The following is a 19,259-nucleotide window of genomic DNA, read 5'->3' on the forward strand; positions in this document are numbered from 1 at the left end:
TCATGGCTGGTCTCTCTCTCAGATCGATCCACAAATCCTATGGCGCCTTGCCCGTCATCAAGGGTGTCGATCTCTCCATCGACCACGGCGAGTTCGTGGTGTTCGTCGGACCGTCCGGCTGCGGAAAGTCGACACTGCTGCGCATGATCGCGGGGCTTGAAGACATCAGCTCGGGCGAGTTGCATATCGGCGACAAGCTGTGCAATGCTGTCGAGCCACGCGATCGGGGCATCGCCATGGTCTTCCAGTCCTACGCGCTCTATCCGCATATGAGCGTCTACGACAATGTCGGCTTCGGATTGAAGCTGGCCAGAACGCCGAAGGACGAGCGTGATCGCAAAATCCGCGAGGCGGCGCGCATCCTGAAAATGGAGCATCTTCTGGAGCGCAAGCCGGGCCAGCTTTCTGGCGGACAGCGGCAGCGCGTCGCCATTGGCCGCGCCATCGTCCGGCAACCGGACGTATTCCTGTTCGACGAGCCGCTTTCCAACCTCGACGCCGCACTTCGCGTCGACATGCGCATGGAGATTGCGAAGCTTCACAAAGAACTCGGCACGACCATGATCTATGTCACGCACGATCAGGTCGAAGCGATGACACTGGCGGACAAGATCGTCGTGCTCGACGGCGGCGTCGTGCAGCAAGTGGGCTCACCGATCGAGCTTTACCAGCATCCAGCCAATCTTTTCGTCGCGGGCTTCATCGGGTCGCCGAAGATGAACTTCGTGCCGGTGCGGGCAGCCAAGGTCGAGGCCGACCGCATTACGGTCAGTGGTGAGGATGTCATCAATCTGACAGTCGAGGCCGACGGGTCAGTCGTTCGACGCGGAGACCAGCTGACACTGGGTATCCGGCCACACGACCTTGTGCCGAGTTCAACCGGCTCGATCGTCGGTCGTGTCGTGCTCGTAGAGCGTTTGGGCAACGAGACTATCGTGAGTTTGGAGCTGTCATCCGGCGTCAACTGGCTGGCGGTTCTGAGCGGCGACCAGCCGCTCAGAACCGGCGAGAGCCTCGCTCTGGCCGCGAATTCGTTGAAAGCCAATCTCTTCAGCGCTGACGGCATCGCGCTTGGCAGCTATGAAAACTGACGTCCATTTCATGCAAAATACGCGACCTCGGCATGACTTTCCCGCTTCATCGGGCAAACTAATGCAGCTTCAGCCTGTCCGAAACGACCAGCGCCATGGCTCTCCTGCTGACACCGAGCTTGGAAAAAATATTTTTGAGATGAAACTTCACGGTTGCGTCGGAGAGGCCGAGCGTGCGGGCGATTTCCTTGTTGCTCTTGCCGTCGTGTAGTTCAAGAAGAACTTCCTGTTCACGTTTGCTGAGCACCCCTGCCGTTAGTTTCTCGGTCAGGGCGCTTTTCGAAAAGCCATTCTGTTGGCTTCGGCCGGTGCTCCCCCTAACGCGCTGGCCCACCATTCGATTGATGAAATCGACCGCGTCCACGCTGAAGACTTTGAGACCGAAGCGTCTGATGATTGCCCGAACCACCGTGGCGAATTCCGTTCCTTCATCGATGAAGGGCTGTGTCGCCTCGTGCGCCCGCGCTCGCGCGATCGATGCCTGGAACATCTCGAGCGCGTGAACATGTTTGCCCGCGTTCCAAGCGGCCTGCGTTGCCAATATCTCCGCGGTCAGGAGATGGTAGCCTTCGTTCCGGCGGCGGCATCTGTCGATAACGGCCTCAAGTGCGACGAACGCGTCCGTGGGTCGCTTCTGCAAGAGGAGTAGACGGGCAAGGACCAAATCGAAGTCGTTGCGTTCCCGCCATGTCCAACTGCCGATGTTCTTGGCGGCGGCGGCGCGGTCCGAGATCAGCCGGTCACACAGCAAAACTGCGGGCTCGACCATATTTGCCTTGGAGAAGAGGTCGCCCCGCATGATCTCGGCCGCGAGCTTGAGACGCGGCAGGCCGCGCTCTATCGCGACTTCCTCGGCCTTGTCGACCGCGGCCAGTGCAACGTCTATACCGAAGAGACGTAGTCGAGCGCGGGCGAGAAGAGAGAACAGCCGGGTAAAGATATCAATCCAGCCCTCGCCGCGGATGATCGGTGTGATCGCCGTACTCAGGCTTTTCTCGACGAGCGAGATGTCGCCCTGCAGGTAGAGGATGTCAGCGGTGGCTACCTCGCAAATGGCACTGAGATTGCGGTCGGTCCATTGCGCACTCTGGATCAGATCTTGGCCCTCGCGGCAAAACGACAAGGCCGCTGCGAAGTTTCCGGACAGGCAATGCACCAATCCGAGATGAATCAGCATGAATATCTGCGAGTAAGCAGTGCGCTCGTCGCGATAGTGATTGAGCGCTTTCAAAGCACTTAGCCGGGCAAGATCGAGGTCGCCGCGCCTCGTGTAGGCGATGCATAGATGGTTGTGAATCCAGCCGAGCTCCCAGGTGCATTGCGGGGTGAAACCGGCGGCAAGGGTCTCGAGGTCGGCAATATCGGAATCGTCCAGATGACGATCTTCGTAGACGTTAACGAGCCCATCAATATGATTGAGCGTTATTGGATCTATTTTGAGAAATTCCTCCCGGCGGTCCGCCCGGCCTTGCTTGATCGCCTCCAGGCACTCTCGCGCGGCGCTGAGGCTTCCCTTTTTGGCAAGTACCAGTACGTAGCAAAGTGAGAGGCTGGGTGAGGCATGGATGATGGACGCAGGTAGGTCGTGGATTAGATGCTCCAGCACGGTATGACCTGCCCGAATGAAGAGGTTGACCCCTCCGGCTTGGCAGATCGTATCTGCTGCGAGAGCAAAGTTTCCGCCGTGAGCAGCATGAGAAACGCCTTTTTCCAGCATGCCGTGTGAGGTAAACCATTCCGCCGCGCACGAGTGCAGGGCACCTTCATCCGTCTGGGGTTCGCCGGCAAGTTCGGCCGCAAGGGAGCTGCGCAGAATAGGATGGAAGCGATACCAGCCGTAGCCGGATGTTCCTCGATCGAGAAGTGGAAACAGATCATCCAACGTCTCGGCGTCCACTGGCGTGAAAAAAAGGCCGGTCAGATGGGTGGCGAGGTCGAACGAAAATTCCTCGGTGATGCAGCATGCCCGGAGGGCTCGGCGCAGAGGTGCTGAAAGCCCGCTGAGGATAACTTCGTCGACGTAGTTCAGCAGCGTCCGATGTGTGCCTTCGAGCAAGGCGGCTCGTTCTTCCCGGTCGATCGTATCAAGTGCGATCCGCGCGCCTTGTACGATCGCCGGCCAGCCACGGGTGGATTTCGCGAGCGAGTCGACATCGGCGGTCCCGAGGTTCCTCCCGAAAGCGTTACGGATTTCGCTGCGGGTGAATGCAAGCTGTTGAGCTGTAATTTCCAGGACGACGCCACGAACACCGAGGCGCGCGATCGGAAGGTGACGCGTCGACTGGGTCGCGCAAACAACACGTAGCGTATCGGGAGCAGTTAGCATCAGTTCGCTAAAAAGCTCTGCCACTGCGTGTGATGTGCAAGCGTCGATCTGATCGACAAACAGAATAGTGAGGTCTGATCGAAGTGCAATGGCATCCATCAGGTCCGATAGCGTCGTGATAGAGAATGCGGCGTCAATATCCAAAGCCGACACGAGATCGGCCAGAACTGTCTCTTCGGTTCGACACGGCATGACGGTCAGCCAGCCACGGTGGCCAATCCGACCGCCCAGGATGGCCTCGATCTCCGAATGTGACCGCGTTAGTGAAACATAGCTCTCTCGAAGGAGCGCCGTCTTTCCAAACCCGGCGGGGGCATGCATCACGACAATCTGCCGGGCAAGGCCCTCGTAAATCTTGGACAGCAGATAAGGTCGTTCGATTGCCTGGAAGAGCATCCGTGGAGGCCGGAGCCGCTGAGGAAGCGGCTTTTTTCCGGCGTCGCTTAAGGTTGGTTCCTGCTGGCGCATCGCACTACCTCACGGGTTCGGCTGGGACAGAATCCGACAAGAGCGAAATGCATAAAGCGTGCCAGACTGGCAGCTTACGCCTCGAGCGGCGCATATTCATGCGCAAGTCCGAAAGCAGCGGGGCCGAAAACGGCCAGTGCTTCCGGCGTGCGCATGATCGGCGGCACCTTGACACCCAACACGTTGACACGCTGGCCATATCGTAGGCGCTCGGTGGTTATCGGCTCGGCAGTGTCGGCCTCCAAGATGCAGATCAGATCCGGCACGATGGCCAGCACCTTTCCGTCCTCTTCCGCGACAAGATTCTCATTTTGAATCTGGATGCTAACGGGTTTGCGCGTCGAATCGAACGGCTCGATTGTGACAACGCCGACGGACCAACCGTTCTGCTCGCGTCGCGAAACGTCAACAATCTTGCCCGAGGCGAGAATGCGTGCGGTCTCGTAGTGCGTGCCGGAGAAAAAGGTGATCAGGTCAGCGACCGGATCACGATGGCTCTCGGTCGCCGCTCGTATGGTTCTGCCGATCCCAATTGCCAGTGACATCGTTCCAGGCACGGATACGCGCCGGGCGGTCTGACCATCCATGCCATAGTTGACAATATAGGACTGTCCGCCCATCCGGATCGTCACGCCACGGGCCAGCCATTCGGCCTTCGCCGCATCATCGGTCTCGATGATGACGACATTGCCCTGCTCGTCCGCCACCGTCACCGGGCAGGCCGGCACGCCGTAGACATGGAAGGTTTCCATTTCGAGCTGCGGGAAAGCCCGGCCCATTCCATCGGCGTCGATGACGGGCAGGCGAAATTCGGCGGCGAGCATGATCGGCGTCATCGAATTGATGCCGCCCGCCTCGAACGGAATGATCGCATCGATCTTCTTGTCCGTGCGCGCCTCGTATGCCCTGAGTGCCTGCCCGATTTCCTCGCCGCTCGGCATCTTCTCGATCAGGATGGTCGGTGCGCCCATGGCGCCGCAGGCGGCGATCTCTACCGTGTCGGGCACATCGTTCAGCGGCAGCAGATCGACCGGCCCAAACTTCGCGATGGCGGCTTTGGCCATCAGCTTGCCGATATAGGGATCGCCACCGCCGCCGGTGCCGAGCAGAGCGGCGCCGACAGCCATGTCGTCCAGATCCTTTTCCGTAATCAACGCCATCTCATCACCCCATATGTTCAATTGAAACGAACGGCTTGCTCAAGCCAAAGCAGGTCGGGCCGAAGACCTCCAGCGCTTCGGGCGTCCGCATGATTTCCGGCACCGACACGGCGACGACAGTGACGCGCTGCCCATAGCGCAGTTCCTCGCTGGTGATCGGCTCCGCCGTTTCCGTGTTCATGATGCATATGAGATCGGGAACGATCGCCTTGACCTCACCATTGACGCGCGCAATTAGGTTTTCGTTCTGGATCTCGATTTCCATGCTCGCGCTGAAGGGACCGAAGCCGTCGATCCGGACGCGGCCGACAGAGAAGCCGTTCTTGGTTTCCCTGAGAACGTCCACGATCTTGCCGGCGAAAATCGTCCGTCCGTAGCGGTAGAGTGTGCTGGGCAGGAATGTGAGCAGCGCATCGATCGGATTTTCGTGCGCGGCTCGCGCTCTGCGCAAGACTTCACCGATCCGGATCGCCAGGCTTAGCGTGTTCGGAACGGCCGTCCGCTTCACGTCGGCGCCGGACATCGCATATTCGGCGATATAGGCGCAGCCCCCCATGCGGATTGCCACGGCGCGCGACAGCCATTCCATCTGTCGGTTGTCGACGGCCTGGATCACCGCGCAGTCGCCATATTCATTGCTCACCGCCATGGGACTGCCGGATACGCCGTAAACGCCGAAGGTTTCCATCTCCAGGAACGGAAATGCGCGCCCCATGCCATCGGCATCGACGATCGGAAGGCCCAGCCGCGCGCCGACGACCAGCGGAATGGTCGAATTTATACCGCCAATCTCGATCGGCATGGTTGCCTGCGCCTTGCGCCCGAGATGTTTCTCCAGGCGTTTGAGCGAGAATATCGCTTCTTCGCCGTTCGGAATCTTTTCCACCAGGACGGTCGGCGCGCCCATCATTGCCGTCGGGATGATCAGCATGTCGTCGTCGAGCGCCGATGGATCGATGATCTCGATCTCCAGGCCCTCGTCCAGGCATTGCTGGGCCATAAGGCGGCCGACATAAGGATTGCCGCCGCCGCCGGTTCCCAGAAAGGCCGCGCCGATGGCAAGGTCGCTCAATTGCTGGCTGTTCAGTTTCATGCTCATGCGACCACCAGATCGCCAATCGCCTTCACCCGGATGCGCGTCGCGCTTCCCGGGAGATAGGCAAGCGGCACCTCCTCGATGTCCATGATGTTGACCGTACCGCTCTGGGCACCGGCCTTAAGCGCCCGCTCTTCAGCCTCCTTTTTCGCGCCGCCAAGCACGACGTCGCGGGAGGTTCCTTCCAGCGAAAAGATGCGGTCGACCTCACCGCCGACCTGGGCGATTGCCGCGCCGATCGCATTTGCGACGGAGGCGTTCTGCGGCCGGATGACCTTCGATGCCGAGGGAAGGTCGCGCGAGATCAGGATCGATCCGCCGCCGACGAGAACCACGGGCAGTGGTTCTGCGCTCGTCTTCATGCGATCGACAGCCTCGTCGGCCATGCGGTGGATGGTATCGAGCGCGTTTTCGATGACCCGGGGCGAGATGTGAGCGACCCTATTGCGGTCGCCGATATCTTCCAAGCCTGCAGCAACAACGATGTCCGTCGTCGTCAGCGTGTCGCCGCCGAAGACGAGGGCGCGCGAGGTGATTTCGTAGCCGACGGAATCAGGACCGATGCGTAACCCGTCGTCACGGACAATCGAGCCGCCGCCCAGCCCGATCGCCAGCACGTCCGGCATTCTGAAGTTGGTGCGAACGCCGCCGATATCGACGGCGACAGCGGATTCGCGAGGGAAGCCCTGCATCAGCATGCCGACATCGGAGGTCGTGCCGCCGATGTCGATGACCATCGCTTCCTTCTCGCCGGCGAGCATCGCGGCACCGCGCATGGAGTTGGTCGGCCCGGAGGCGAATGTAAGCACCGGATAACGCTCGACATATTCGGGGACCATCAGCGTACCGTCGTTCTGGCTGATGAAGAATGGCGCCTCGATCGAGAGCTCTTTCAGGGCGTTACGGAAGGAGCTGACGACCTTTCGTGAGAGTTCGGCGAGAGACGCGTTCATCACCGAGGCGTTTTCACGCTCCAAGAAGCCAACGCGGCCGATCTGGTGGCTGAGGGAAATGGAGAGGTCCGGCACTTCATTGGCAAGTATCTCGGCGGCGCGCAGTTCCATATCCGGCGTGACCGGCGAGAAGACCGAGGTGATCGACGCGGCCTTGAGGCCGCGCGTCCTGATCTCGCCCGCAATGCGCATGATCTCGGCTTCGTCCAGAGGCGCGATCTTGCGCCCATCGAACTCGTTGCCGCCGCGAACCATGAAGGTATGCCGACCCAGCGTATCGGCGAGATCCTTCGGCCAATCGGTCATCGGGGGAAGCGCCTTGGTTGCGGGCAGGCCAAGCCGTACGGCCGCGACCTCGAGAAGGCGCCTGCGCTCGACGACGGCATTGGTGAAGTGCGTCGTGCCGATCATCACGGCCTTGATCTGCGATACCGATACGCCGGTGATCTCCAAGACCTGCTTCAACACGGCAACAATGCCGGAGCCGACATCGCTTGTGGTCGGGCTCTTGCAGGCGCCCAGCACCGTGGAGCCATCCATCAGCGCCGCATCGGTATTCGTACCGCCGACATCAATTCCAATACGCATTTTGACCTCCAATGAGAACGAATTTGCCCATCGCCCGGCCATCGGCGCGAGCGCAGGCTTGTTTCGGTGTGAATTCACTCAGGCGAAGAGCGCTTCGGAACGCTCCGGATCCCAGCCGACCGTGACCGTTTCACCGGGCCGGAATCGCTTGATCTGTGATTGGTTCTGCCGCTCGGCGACAATTTCCTGCGAGCCGAGGGAAAGGCGGTAGCGCACGATGGAGCCCTGATAGGTCTCGCTGATCACGGTGGCCGGCAGGCTGATCTCGCTTGAGACGGGCGGCTCGATGATGACGTTTTCCGGCCGGATAACCAACTTAGCGGGCTGTCCTTCCCGGGCATCCTCGCGAGCGCGCGCCGGTAGCGGCCGTCCGTCGAACGTCACCATGATGCGCTCGGCCTGCCGGTCCCTGACGGTGACGTCGATCAGGTTGGAATGGCCGATGAAGGTGGTGACGAACAGCGTTCGCGGATGCTCATAGATCTCAGCCGGCGCTCCGACCTGAACGACGCGCGCCTTCTCCATCACGCCTATCCGGTCAGACATGGTCAGCGCCTCGTCCTGGTCATGGGTGACATAAACCGTGGTGATGCCAAGCTTTTTCTGCAGATCCTTGATCCAGTACTTCATCTCTTCGCGCAGAGCCTTGTCGAGCGCCGACAATGGCTCGTCGAGCAAGAGAATGCGCGGTTCGGTGACGAGCACGCGCGCAAGCGCTACGCGCTGCTGCTCACCGCCCGACAGTTGGCGCTGGAAGCGATCTTCATAGCCTGAGAGCCCGACCTGACGCAGCGCATCCTTCACCTTCGTTGTGATGTCCTGCCTTGGCAGTTTCCGCAGTTTGAGGCCGAAGGCGATGTTGTCCGCCACACTCATATGCGGGAAGATCGCGTAGTTCTGAAAGACGATCCCGATGTCGCGCTTTTCCGGCGGAAGAGCCGTGACGTCGTCGTGGCCGATGTGAATCTCGCCGGAACTGGGGCGGATGAACCCCGCGATCATTCTGAGCGTCGTGGATTTTCCACAACCGGAAGGGCCAAGCAGCGAGAAAAACTCGCCTTGAGCGATGCAAAGATCTATCCCGGCGACCGCGACGCTGTCGCCATATGACTTCTTCAGTTGCTTCAGGTGGATATCGGCCATGCTGAACCCTCGGCTTACGGGAGATGGCAGGGCGACTTTCGCCGCCCCGGCAATGGTTTAGGCAGCAAAGATACCGTTGACGGTTTCGACTATATCGTCCTCGTTTTCGAGATAGGCCTTCCAGTCGGGAACCCAGAACCCCTTGATGGCATCGGCATTGTTGACCACGCCGGCTTTAGCCAGATTGTCCGGCAGAACCGCGTTGCTGACGGTCGGCCGTAGATAGAATTCCTTGCCCATGTTGCCGATGAATTCCGGCTCGAGAGCACGATCAAGCAGGGCGTAGGCGAGCTTCTTCTGCATCGGCTCGGCGTATTTGCTGACGGTGTAGGTCTGGGTCAGGATCGGCTGCTGTTCCGTCCAGTACCAGAAGGCAAAGGGTGCGCCCTTGTCGCGTGCCTGCATCGGCTCGGCGTCGCTCAACACGGAAATGACCACCTCGCCGCGGTCCATCAGCGTCTGCATGTTGCCCGTGAAGTCGGAGATCTTCGCCGGCATGAGGTCGCGCATGGCCTGGTAGCCGGCTTCAAGATCGTATTGATCCTTGCCGAATACGCCGCAGGCGACGAGGAAGAAGTCCATCTGCAGCGTGTTTGACGTGATGTAGGTGCCGCGTTTTCCGGCAAATTCAGGCTTCCAAAGATCCTTGAAGGATGCCGGCGGCGGCGTGACGAGATCGGTCCGGTAGGCATAGCCGTACTGGTTGAACGCCCAGGTGACACCGACTCCGTTCGCAGTGGCGAATGGCCACAAATTCTTGCCGTTCGGAATGTTCGGCAGGAGTTCGTCGAGCTTCAGGAAGAAGTCGCCCGCGCCTGCGGTCTTGAACATCTCCGGCAGGTTCCAGTTGGTGATATCGAGCGGCGGCTTTTCGGCGCCGCCGGCGACAAACTTCGGAAACCATGGCCAAGTGGAGTCGTACTCGATCTTGCAGTTGAACTCCTTCTGGAAATCGACCAGCAGATACTTGTTCACCAACTCGCCCCAAGGGCCGCCCCATTCGCCGACGCGCAGTACCGCACCGCCGGCATCGAATGCCTGGCCGTCGAAGGTGACATCCTGCGACCACGCGTGGTTGATGTTGAAGAGAGGAAGGGTCGCGGCCGCCGCGCCCATCTTCAGGAGTGAACGGCGTGTCATTCCATCAGTCTTGTCGGTCATGCGAGTCCCCTTTTTGGTTTTTGGTCTGCTTGATTGATAGAGCCGTGGTCAGCCGCCGAAGATGCGCCGGAGGTTGACGAGCCGTGAACTGAGGATGGTGGAGAGCACGACGAGCACGATGGCGAAGATCCCGGCCGCCGCCGCCGTCGGTTCGAACTGGTAGCGCATCGACACATACATCGCGATCGGAAGCGTCTGCAGGTTGGGGGTCGAAAGGAACAGGGTGACCTCGAACTGGCCGAAGGACACGATGAAGGCGAAGAGCGCGCCGGCCGAAATCGCGGGGCCGATGATCTTCAGGGTGATAAGGCGGAAGGCGGTGAGCGGCGATGCGCCGAGGCTGCGCGCGGCCTCCTCGAACGACCTGTCGAAGCCCACTAGAGCGGCGGTGACGGTGGCGATGACGAATGGGCAAGTCACAATGACGTGCCCCACCAGAAGGCCCCCCATCGTGCGGGCAAGACCGATGCCGCTGGTGATATAAAACACATAGAGGGCCAGCCCGAGCACGACACCCGGAAGAACGATCGGCAGCATGAAGAAGCCGCGGAGGATTGCCGGAATACGCCCCTGAGACCGTGTCAGATAGACGGCGGCGGCGGTGCCGATCACGGTCGAGATCAGCATTGACAGGAAGGCGATGACGAAGCTGACGCCATAGGCGCTCAGAAAGACCGGCGAGGTGAGAAAAGCTCTGACCCAGCGCAGTGACAGCCCCTGCGGCGGGAACGTCAGGTAGTCGCCGGCATTCAATCCGGCGAGTATGACGATGACGGCCGGCGCCAGCAGGATGACGAGGGCGAGCAGCGCGATTGCTTTCATCGAAAGGGGAACGGCGGTTTCGCTATGCATCAGATGCGTCCTCCCGCCGTGCGGCTTGCCGCCTGGTGATAGATCGCAACGGCGACGATGCTGGTGATGAACAAGACGACGGCGATCGCGGCACCAAACTGCCAGCGGCCGACCTCGGCGATCTGCTGATAGATATGAATGGGCATGACCATCACCTTCCACCCGCCCATCAGCGCCGGCACGACGTAGGAGCTCATCGACAGGGCAAAGACGAGCAGAGTGCCGGCCAGAATGCCGGGCATCGACAGAGGCAGCACGATCGTCCGAAACGCATGCCAGCGCGACGAGCCGAGACTGCGCGCCGCCTCTTCGAGGGACGGATGTATCGTCTTGATGATGCCGATCAGAGACAGGACCATGAAGGGCAGGGTGATCTGGACCAGACCGACGATCACGCCGAAGGTGTTGTACATGAGCGGCAGCGGAGCGGAGATCAGCCCCGATTTCAGGAGCGCGCCATTGATCAGGCCGTTATCGCCCAAAAGCACCATCAGCCCATACATGCGAATGACCATGTCGAGCTGCATGGACGACAGGATCAGGATCATCAGCAGCGATGCTTTGCTCGGCTTGACAGTCTTCGCCACGACGTAGGCGAGCGGATAACCGAAGAAGAGAGCCGCGAGGCTGACCGCCGCCGAAATGCCGATCGAGCGGATAATCGACTGGTAGTAGCTTTCGCGGGTGAAAATGCGGACGAAGTTGTCGAACGTAATGTTGCTCGTCAAGCCGATCACGCCTGCGGCAGACTTGTTGAATGCGAGGCCGAAAAGCGAAGCTGCCGGTATGACGAAGAATATCATGAAGAAGAGGAATGCCGGAACGACCAGCCACCAGAGCCGAAACTCAAGCATGGCGCGCCGGCTCTTCGTCCGGATGGGCGTATCAGCCATAGAATCTGCCTGCGCTATTGTCATGGTTGAGCTCCGGCGGTGTTGGGGAACCTATTCCGCAGCGATGGGCACAGGCAGGCGAATGCCGTCGTAGCCGATCAACGTCTTTTCCGGCGGCAGGGGATAGGTGTATTTGCTCTGGGAGAGGTTAGACCGCACGAGTGCTACGGCAACGGACACCGCAGTCGGAATGGGATCGACGACAGGTATATCCAGGCCCGCCGCGAGCAATCCTTCGCGCAAGGCGGAGGCACAGCCCATCAGCCCGGTACATCCAAAGATCAGAGCCTCGGCCCCATCTTCCTCGACAGCGCGGATACCTTCCCTGATCAGCATTTTCTTGGTGTGCTCGAGATCGCTTTCAAGTTCGAGAACGGGAATATCGACACTGCGGACCGAGGCAAGTTTCGTCGAGAGGCCAGCGATCGCCGCGGTGTTTTCAAAGGACGGGCGCAGGCGGCGCATGACCGTCAGCACCGAAAATCTGTGGCCGAGCATCGCAGCGACATGCATGCCGGTCTCGCAGGGGCCGAGGATGGGGATGGTCGCGACCTCGCGGGCGGCGCGCAGACCCGGATCGCCCATGCAGTCGATGATCACGGCATCGGCACCATCGCGTTCGGCCCTCAAGACTTCGGCAACGGTGCCAGGGACGGAAACGGCTGCTTCAAATTCGGATTCGATGGAACCGGGGCCGGTCGATATTTCGGCATGGCTGACCTTGATACCCGGATATTCCAGAGCCTTGAGGTCGGCAATCTTGCGAAAACCCTTCGTGACAATGGGGGAAACAACGCGAATTTCGACTGCGTCTTTTGGCACCGTCATGCTCCTGTTGGGTCGCTCGGATAGGCAAACCGTGCCGCATGCCGGCATCGCCGGGAAGTCTGTTTGTCGCATAGGTCGGCAAGAGTTTTGGATGGGTGATTTGTGCTCCATAGACAGCGCTTACCTATCCAAACGAGTAGGTGGAGTCGATTTTACGGTGTAAAATCAGATGGATATCTTGTGGCTATCAAACAGGTCGAGTTGAGGAGTGGGCTTTCACCCTCCATCACCGCCGTTTGACGCCGCGGCCACCATGCATAGGCTCTAGGCCGAAACAGACGTTCGGACCAGACAGGAGACCGGCCATGCCTTCCGCGGCGGCAGCAAAGAAATCTTCCAATTACCGTGACAGGGTGATGACCGCCTGGAGGTTGTTCACCAACTACGCCTATGACTTCAGGCGCTTTCGCAATGCGAGCTTCATCGACGGTGTGCGAACGCGCGAAAACCGCCGCGCCCATATTCATCTGCTCGCCCACATGCTCGAATACGGCATGTCGCTGACCGATCCCAGAAGCGGGTTCGGGATGGACAAGGTGCGAATGCTTGCAGCCGAGACGGCGAAGTACATGGCTGATTATGGAGCTGACGAAACGTCGGATGTAGGCATCTCGGTCCTCGCTGCCTACATTGCCTTCAATGCCGGGACCGCCTCGGATGCATCCGAAGCTCAAGGACTTCTCGACGACCTTCTGGAGGCGGGCGGAAGCCGATCCAAGCCTGTCGTCGGAGGCAGTGAGCACGTCACGAGCGAGGATATCACACGGTCATCCGGCATCGATTTCCTATCGTTCATGAACGCCCGCCACAGTGTGCGCCAGTATGAGAAGGGTGCGGCCGTCGATCCTGCAAAGATCGAACGCGCCGTTCAGGCGGCGATGCAATCGCCCTCGAGTTGCAATAGGCAGACTTGCAGGGTTTACGCCTTCACCGAGCCGACGTCGATCGCCAAGGTTCTATCCCATCACAGCGGCAATCGCGGCTTCGGCGACCAACTGGGTGGCGTCTTCATAGTTGCGGTTGACCTGGCGCATTGGAATACGATTGGCGAGCGAAACCAGTGCTGGGTGGATGGCGGAATGTTCGCGATGACATTGGCGCTCGGCCTGCATGCGGAGGGACTTGGAACCTGCATGCTGAACTGGAGCGCGGCGCGTGATCAGGACCGGATGCTGCGGCGCTGCGTCGGAATTCCTGATAACGAGGTTGTCATCACCCTGATGGGATTTGGCCACATGCGCGCGGATTTCAGAGTGCCCGTATCTCGGCGCAAGCCCCTGTCGCTGGTGCTGCGCACCGAACCCGCCTTGACCTGACGCGGTCACGCCAAAGCGGGTTCAGACGATTGGCTAGATCTCGTTCTTAACAGCGGCGCCATTACACATGATCATGACTTCCGGGCCAAGACGCAGCCCTGTGGTGGGTTCAGCGGAGACGGCGGGTCGCCCTGCAGGCGGATGCGCTGGCGGTTGCGCGCCGGCTTCGGATCCGGGATCGGAGCCGCCGAAACAATGCTTGCGTACGGCTCGTCTACAGCCATAACGCGGATCGGCACATGTGTGTGAAGTTGCGCATGCTAACCCGCGCTCAGGCATGAGAGTGCGGGTTAGTTGGTGTTTTAAGAATTCACGAAGAGCTCAGCCGTGAAATACTTTTCCGGTGCCAGCGGATCCTTAACGGTCCCGAAATCCTGGAACATCTTGTTGAAGTCGGTCAGCCATTTATTGACCGTTCCGTCCTTCGTGAACGTGTTCAGTTCCTGACTGGTCAGCATCTTCCGGCTTCTGGCGACCTTCTCCGTCACCTCCTTCGGTGCATTCAAGAACGCGGTGGTCAGCTCGATCGAGTGGTCGAGATTGGCAACCCGGTAGTCCATCGCCTTCTTCATGACGCGGAGGAATTTCTTGACGACATCGGGGTTTTGCTCGACAATTTCATTTCTCGCCACGAACGTATTGATGAACGACGTTTGCGGGTAGAAGTCCTCGTTGGAGGCGAGTTCCTTCATGTCGGGAACGCGGGGCTTGATCGTGTCGATCAACGGGTACCAGATCCCGGCGGCTTCGATCTGCTTTGACGTGAATGCCGCAACGATCGTCGACGGATCCATCGGCACCATCTGAATATCGGAAATCGTCATGCCGTTCTTGGCAAGAGCCATGCGCAGGATCATGTCGCCGGACGTTCCCTGGGGTACGCCGACCTTCTTGCCTTTGAGTTCTGCGATCGAACTGATGGTGGACTGGACGATGACCCGGTCGGAGAAGCCGATGTCGTTGACGCCGACGACCTTTGCCTTGCCGCTTGCCGGAAGCCAAAGGGCACCAGGACCAATGGTACCGAAATTCAGGCTACCGGCGCCCATTGCCTGGATCTGGATCGGACCATTGGTGAAGACTTTGACAGAAGGTTCAAGTCCCTCCGCTTCCCAGAGTTTCTGATCCTTGGCGATGGCCAGGACACTGGCATTCGGGAAGTCGGCAATGTAGCCAATGCTCATATCAGAAGATTGGGCGCTTGCCCGTCCGCCGATTGAGAAGACGCTCGCAGCGGCGATACCGGCCGCCGATTTCAACAAGGTTCGTTTCGTCAGCATGTTCATTCCTCCTTTGACAGCTGATGATGCTTCATTCGATCTACGCGGCGACCGGATGATAGACGGCACGCCAGACCTCGTTTCGCAGTTCCGAAAACTCGGGCGACAATCGCATCTCCTCGGTGCGGGGATAGGGCAGATCGACGTTGACAATCTTGTGCAGGCGACCTGGCCGTGCAGCCATCACCACTACGCGACTTGCCAGGTAGACAGCCTCATCGACGTCATGAGTGATGAACATCACCGTACGCCGTTCCTTGCTCCACATGGTCAACAGCTGATCCTGAAGCTGGACGCGCGTAAGCGCATCCAGGGCACCGAAGGGCTCGTCCATCAGCAGGATCTTCGGATTGACGGCGTAGGCGCGGGCGATTGCGCATCGTTGCTTCATGCCGCCGGACAGCATCTTCGGCAACGCCTCAGCAAAATCCGACAGGCCTACCAGGTCGATGAAGTGATCGGCGATCTGCCGACGCTCGGCCTTCGGATGACCAGCGATTTGAAGTCCGAACTCCACGTTCTTCCGGACGGTGAGCCATGGGAACAAAGCGTACTGCTGGAAGATGACCCCGCGTTCCGGACCAGGGCCTTTGACGGGAATGCCGTCGACCGTCACTTGTCCGCTTGAAGGCATCGTCAGACCGGCGGCGATGTTCATGGCTGTCGATTTGCCACAGCCCGAAGGTCCAACGACTGTGATGAACTCCCCATCCTGGATGTCCAGGGAAAGGCCTTCCAGTGCGGTAAAAGCGGCCTGGCCAGCAATGTCGAAGGTTTTCCTGACATTCTGAAACGAGATTTTCGTTGTCATAACTTCTCCTGCCAGGATGTCAGGACGCTATCGATCGCCATGACGATACGGTCCATGACGAGACCAAGAACGCCGATCGAAATCAGGCTCACGAAGATCGTCGGCAGGTCGTAGTAGAGCTGCGCCTGCTGCATGCGGAAACCGAGCCCGGACTGGGCGGCGATAAGTTCTGCCGCCACAACGGTTGCCCAGGACGAGCCCAGGCCGATGCGCACACCGACCATGATATAGGGTAGGGATGCGGGCACGATGACCCGCCGGAAGATCGTAAAGTCGTTCGCGCCGAGAACCCTGGCAGCATTGATCAGCGTCTTGTCCACGCTGATGACGCCCTGATAGGTGGCAACCACGCTCGACAGGAACGAAGCCAGGAAGATGACGAATATCTTCGGCGTCTCCTCAATGCCAAGCGTCACGATAGCCAGTGGAATGATGGCAAGCGGCGGAATTGTCCGAAAGAACTGGACGTAGGGTTCGATGATGGCACGAGCGATACGATACCAGCCCATCAGGAAGCCGACGGGAATGGCAAGCGCGATGCCAAGGGCAAACCCGGTGAAGACGCGGGCAAGGCTTGCCAGGGCGTCCGACCATAGCAGACCCTGCCGAGCAAGGTTGACGGCCGTAACCGCCACTTGAGCCGGAGTTGGCAATCCGACGACGCCAAAAGCGGTAAATATCCACCAGGCCGCAATGCCGCATACGATACTAATCGCGTTGATCGCGACCATTCCCAGTCGGGATCGGAAAAAAGTCGGTCTTGCCGTCGAGACCGACGGGCTAATAGCCACACTCATTGCGACCTCCTGTCGGTATGCGCAACACAGCGAAAACCCAGATGCGTGGTGGCGCTATCGATCATCTCTGGCTGCCGGGCCGCCGGGCGATAGCGACGGCAATAGGTTGGGGCACAAAGATGAGAGCCGCCCTTCAAGACTTTGCGTGCAATCCTTATCTTCGGCTGCATCGGATCGAAGCTCGCCTCGGCTGGCGAAAAATCTGGGTTTTGCGCCTTGCAGCATGATGGAGTTGATGAATGGCGTTCCGTCCAGTAGTCGGCGGTCCACTCCCAGACGTTTCCGATCATATCGAAAAGGCCATACCCGTTCGCTGGATATGATCTGACCGGTGAGGTTCCCACTTTCTTGCCCGTGGTGTCGGCCATCGGGAAGTTGCCGTTCCAAACGTTGGCCATGGCATGGCCACCCGGCTCGAACTCGTCGCCCCAGCTATAGGGTGCTCCGGACAGGCCACCACGAGCCGCAAACTCCCATTGAGCCTCTGTTGGCAACGTTTTTCCGGCCCAAGCGGCGTAGGCATCGGCGTCAGAGAAAGAGACATGCACAACCGGATGGTCAAGTTGATGTTCCGCAAGCGCGTCAACGCCGTCCGGTCTTCTCCAGCAGGCACCAGAAACATAATGCCACCAGTCACCCCAAAACCGCATGTCTTCCGCCTCGCGCGGTGCTCGAAAGACCAGCGAGCCCGGCACCAGCATTGCCGGATCGGCCCCCGGGTAAGCGGCAGGATCGGGAGCAACCTCGGCGGAAGTTTTGTATCCGGTCTCATCGATAAAGCGCGAGAACTCGCGATTGGTAACAGGCGCGGCGTCAATCCAGAAGTCGCCCACCGTCACCTCGCGGACCGGACCCTCTTCCGGATAAAAGCGAGTGTCGCCCATGGCGAATGTGCCGCCCTGAATATGGATCATGTCTTGAGGCGGCGACGTCCTCGGAGAGGCCGATAGAGTTGACGAAGACGGGTTCATCGGCTCGCCACCGTCAGGTCTCTGGTCTTGAAGTTCGACTCGATCAGCCAATCGCGCATCACGTCCAACAGATCGCGCTTCCGATCTGCATAGGCCGAATTGCTCCACAGGTTGTTGACCTCCTTCGGATCGCTCTGAAGGTCGAACAGCTGGCCGTCATTCGATCCCTTGAAGTGCACCAGTTTCCATCGCTCGTCGCGAACTGCCGTCATGAATTCGACGCCGCCTGCCATAGCGACGTCGCCAATTTGTTCGCAGAAGACGTGTGTACGAGGTTTCCAGTCGTCACCTTCCAGTGCGGATTTCAGGCTTCTGGCTTCGAATGTGGACGGAGGGGTCAGCCCCGCATATTCCAGGATCGTCGGCCCCAGATCGAATAGCTGACACAGTCCCTCGACTGAGCGGCCGCCTTCGAAGCGGCCGGCCGTCGACCAGATGATCGTTGGCACCCTCGTGACGATGTCATACATCGACCATTTCTGGATCAGCCCATGCTCCCCCAAGCACTCTCCATGATCGGAGGTGAAGATGACGATGGCATCTTCCAGATAGCCCCGCTCCTCGAGAGCTTCGAGCAACTCACCGATCTTCTCGTCGATCAGTGTCACGTTTCCAAGGTAGTGGGCCCACAGGCGGTGCATCTGGTCCGGCGTCGGATCGAGGCTCCAGACGACGGAGTCGTGGTCGACCTCCACATCATGTTGTCGCTTGTCCTTCAGTTCCTGATGCAACGTTTCCAGCTCTTCCTTCGTTGGTTTGGGAAGAGGCAGGTCATTTCGCTTGAGGAACGGTTCGGAGTATCGCGCCGGTGGATCGAATGGCGGGTGGGGGCCCGGAAAGCCGACCTGCAGGAATAGCGGTTCGGTCGCAGGATACGTGTTGACCCACCATTTCGCCATGTTGCCGACGAACGCATCCGAATGAAGTTGCTCCGGCAACTCCCAATCGAAACAGCCCAGGCGATCACCGTAATCGTCTCGCTCGCGATAGGTTTCTCGCTGCTGTTTTACCAGGCCGTTCGCGGCCAGCGCCTTGTCCCATTCATCGAAGTACCAACGGCCTTCCATGTATCGGTCCTTGTTTTCCACGACGTAACGCTCGTGAAAGCCGGAATCCGAGTCGTAGGGGATGGTGTGCATCTTTCCGACATTGACGCAGCGATAGCCTGCGTCTCGGAGCTGCTCGACCCAGGTATGCTGCCAGCGCTGGCCGTTCGCCAAGACCCCGGTGGTGTGAGGGTAATATCCCGTGAAAAGGCTGGCTCGGGACGGAACGCAGCTTGGTGCCGTTATATGGCAATTGGTAAAGGCCACCCCCTTTTCGACCAACCGATCGAGGTTGGGGGTGATGGCATATGGAAAACCGAGCGCTGCGATGGAATCGTACCGCTGCTGATCGGTCATGATCAAAATGATGTTGGGCTTGTTCGCCAACGGCGGCCTCCCGTTTTCTCCTGCCAAGTCGACAGACTTTGCCGCCGCCAACTTGTCTCCTGAGCAAAACGATGGCATAAAGTTATCGATAA

General features: G+C 59.4%; 16 protein-coding genes and 1 pseudogene. 2 read left to right on the top strand and 15 right to left on the bottom strand.

What is annotated here, in order from left to right; genetic code table 11:
- Window positions 1–2: 2 nt before the first annotated feature.
- On the top strand, window positions 3–1,091 hold the full coding sequence (locus QTL95_RS04885) for an ABC transporter ATP-binding protein (RefSeq protein WP_289718853.1): 1,089 nt from the start codon (window positions 3–5) through the stop codon (window positions 1,089–1,091).
- A gap of 58 nt (window positions 1,092–1,149) precedes the next feature.
- Here the strand turns inward: QTL95_RS04885 and QTL95_RS04890 are convergent, their stop codons facing one another.
- The 9 genes from QTL95_RS04890 to QTL95_RS04930 form a co-directional block, all read right to left on the bottom strand.
- On the bottom strand, window positions 1,150–3,885 hold the full coding sequence (locus QTL95_RS04890; protein WP_289718854.1) for a LuxR C-terminal-related transcriptional regulator: 2,736 nt from the start codon (window positions 3,883–3,885) through the stop codon (window positions 1,150–1,152).
- A gap of 74 nt (window positions 3,886–3,959) precedes the next feature.
- Window positions 3,960–5,045, bottom strand: coding sequence for a DUF917 domain-containing protein (locus tag QTL95_RS04895; protein WP_289718855.1), 1,086 nt, complete (start codon window positions 5,043–5,045; stop codon window positions 3,960–3,962).
- A gap of 4 nt (window positions 5,046–5,049) precedes the next feature.
- Entirely contained in the window at window positions 5,050–6,138 is a 1,089-nt protein-coding gene (locus QTL95_RS04900; protein WP_289719186.1) for a DUF917 domain-containing protein, read from the bottom strand.
- 2 nt (window positions 6,139–6,140) lie between these two features.
- Window positions 6,141–7,682 (bottom strand): hydantoinase/oxoprolinase family protein, encoded by a 1,542-nt coding sequence (locus QTL95_RS04905; RefSeq protein ID WP_289718856.1) that lies wholly within the window; start codon window positions 7,680–7,682, stop codon window positions 6,141–6,143.
- 78 nt (window positions 7,683–7,760) lie between these two features.
- On the bottom strand, window positions 7,761–8,825 hold the full coding sequence (locus QTL95_RS04910) for an ABC transporter ATP-binding protein (protein WP_289718857.1): 1,065 nt from the start codon (window positions 8,823–8,825) through the stop codon (window positions 7,761–7,763).
- A 57-nt stretch (window positions 8,826–8,882) separates the two neighbouring features.
- Window positions 8,883–9,986, bottom strand: a complete 1,104-nt coding sequence (locus QTL95_RS04915; protein WP_289718858.1) for an ABC transporter substrate-binding protein — start codon at window positions 9,984–9,986, stop codon at window positions 8,883–8,885.
- 48 nt (window positions 9,987–10,034) lie between these two features.
- Complete coding sequence (locus tag QTL95_RS04920) at window positions 10,035–10,838, bottom strand: ABC transporter permease (RefSeq protein ID WP_289718859.1); 804 nt, start codon at window positions 10,836–10,838, stop codon at window positions 10,035–10,037.
- Entirely contained in the window at window positions 10,838–11,731 is an 894-nt protein-coding gene (locus QTL95_RS04925) for an ABC transporter permease (protein WP_289718860.1), read from the bottom strand. The genes QTL95_RS04920 and QTL95_RS04925 overlap by 1 nt, the downstream gene beginning before the upstream one ends.
- A gap of 51 nt (window positions 11,732–11,782) precedes the next feature.
- Window positions 11,783–12,553, bottom strand: a complete 771-nt coding sequence (locus QTL95_RS04930; RefSeq protein ID WP_289718861.1) for an aspartate/glutamate racemase family protein — start codon at window positions 12,551–12,553, stop codon at window positions 11,783–11,785.
- Between the two features lie 311 nt (window positions 12,554–12,864).
- Here QTL95_RS04930 and QTL95_RS04935 point away from each other — a divergent pair, with 311 nt between their 5' ends.
- Window positions 12,865–13,875 carry a nitroreductase family protein gene (locus QTL95_RS04935; protein WP_289718862.1) on the top strand — a complete coding sequence of 337 codons (1,011 nt, stop codon included), beginning with the start codon at window positions 12,865–12,867 and terminating at the stop codon, window positions 13,873–13,875.
- Between the two features lie 83 nt (window positions 13,876–13,958).
- Here QTL95_RS04935 and QTL95_RS04940 read toward each other — a convergent pair.
- The 6 genes and pseudogenes from QTL95_RS04940 to QTL95_RS04965 all read right to left on the bottom strand — a co-directional run.
- Window positions 13,959–14,069: pseudogene (locus QTL95_RS04940) on the bottom strand (ABC transporter ATP-binding protein); the annotation flags it as partial.
- Between the two features lie 108 nt (window positions 14,070–14,177).
- Complete coding sequence (locus tag QTL95_RS04945; RefSeq protein ID WP_442981262.1) at window positions 14,178–15,152, bottom strand: aliphatic sulfonate ABC transporter substrate-binding protein; 975 nt, start codon at window positions 15,150–15,152, stop codon at window positions 14,178–14,180.
- 43 nt (window positions 15,153–15,195) lie between these two features.
- Window positions 15,196–15,966, bottom strand: a complete 771-nt coding sequence (locus QTL95_RS04950; RefSeq protein WP_289718864.1) for an ABC transporter ATP-binding protein — start codon at window positions 15,964–15,966, stop codon at window positions 15,196–15,198.
- On the bottom strand, window positions 15,963–16,763 hold the full coding sequence (locus QTL95_RS04955) for an ABC transporter permease (RefSeq protein ID WP_289718865.1): 801 nt from the start codon (window positions 16,761–16,763) through the stop codon (window positions 15,963–15,965). Before QTL95_RS04955 ends, QTL95_RS04950 begins: the two co-directional genes overlap by 4 nt.
- Complete coding sequence (locus QTL95_RS04960) at window positions 16,760–17,677, bottom strand: formylglycine-generating enzyme family protein (protein WP_289718866.1); 918 nt, start codon at window positions 17,675–17,677, stop codon at window positions 16,760–16,762. The genes QTL95_RS04955 and QTL95_RS04960 overlap by 4 nt, the downstream gene beginning before the upstream one ends.
- A 53-nt stretch (window positions 17,678–17,730) precedes the next feature.
- The gene (locus QTL95_RS04965; RefSeq protein WP_289718867.1) at window positions 17,731–19,218 is read right to left on the bottom strand and encodes a sulfatase family protein; all 1,488 of its coding nucleotides are present in this window, start codon (window positions 19,216–19,218) and stop codon (window positions 17,731–17,733) included.
- Between the last annotated feature and the right edge of the window lie 41 nt (window positions 19,219–19,259).

Origin of the sequence: Rhizobium sp. S152 (assembly GCF_030380735.1) — a bacterium.
Lineage (GTDB): Bacteria > Pseudomonadota > Alphaproteobacteria > Rhizobiales > Rhizobiaceae > Rhizobium.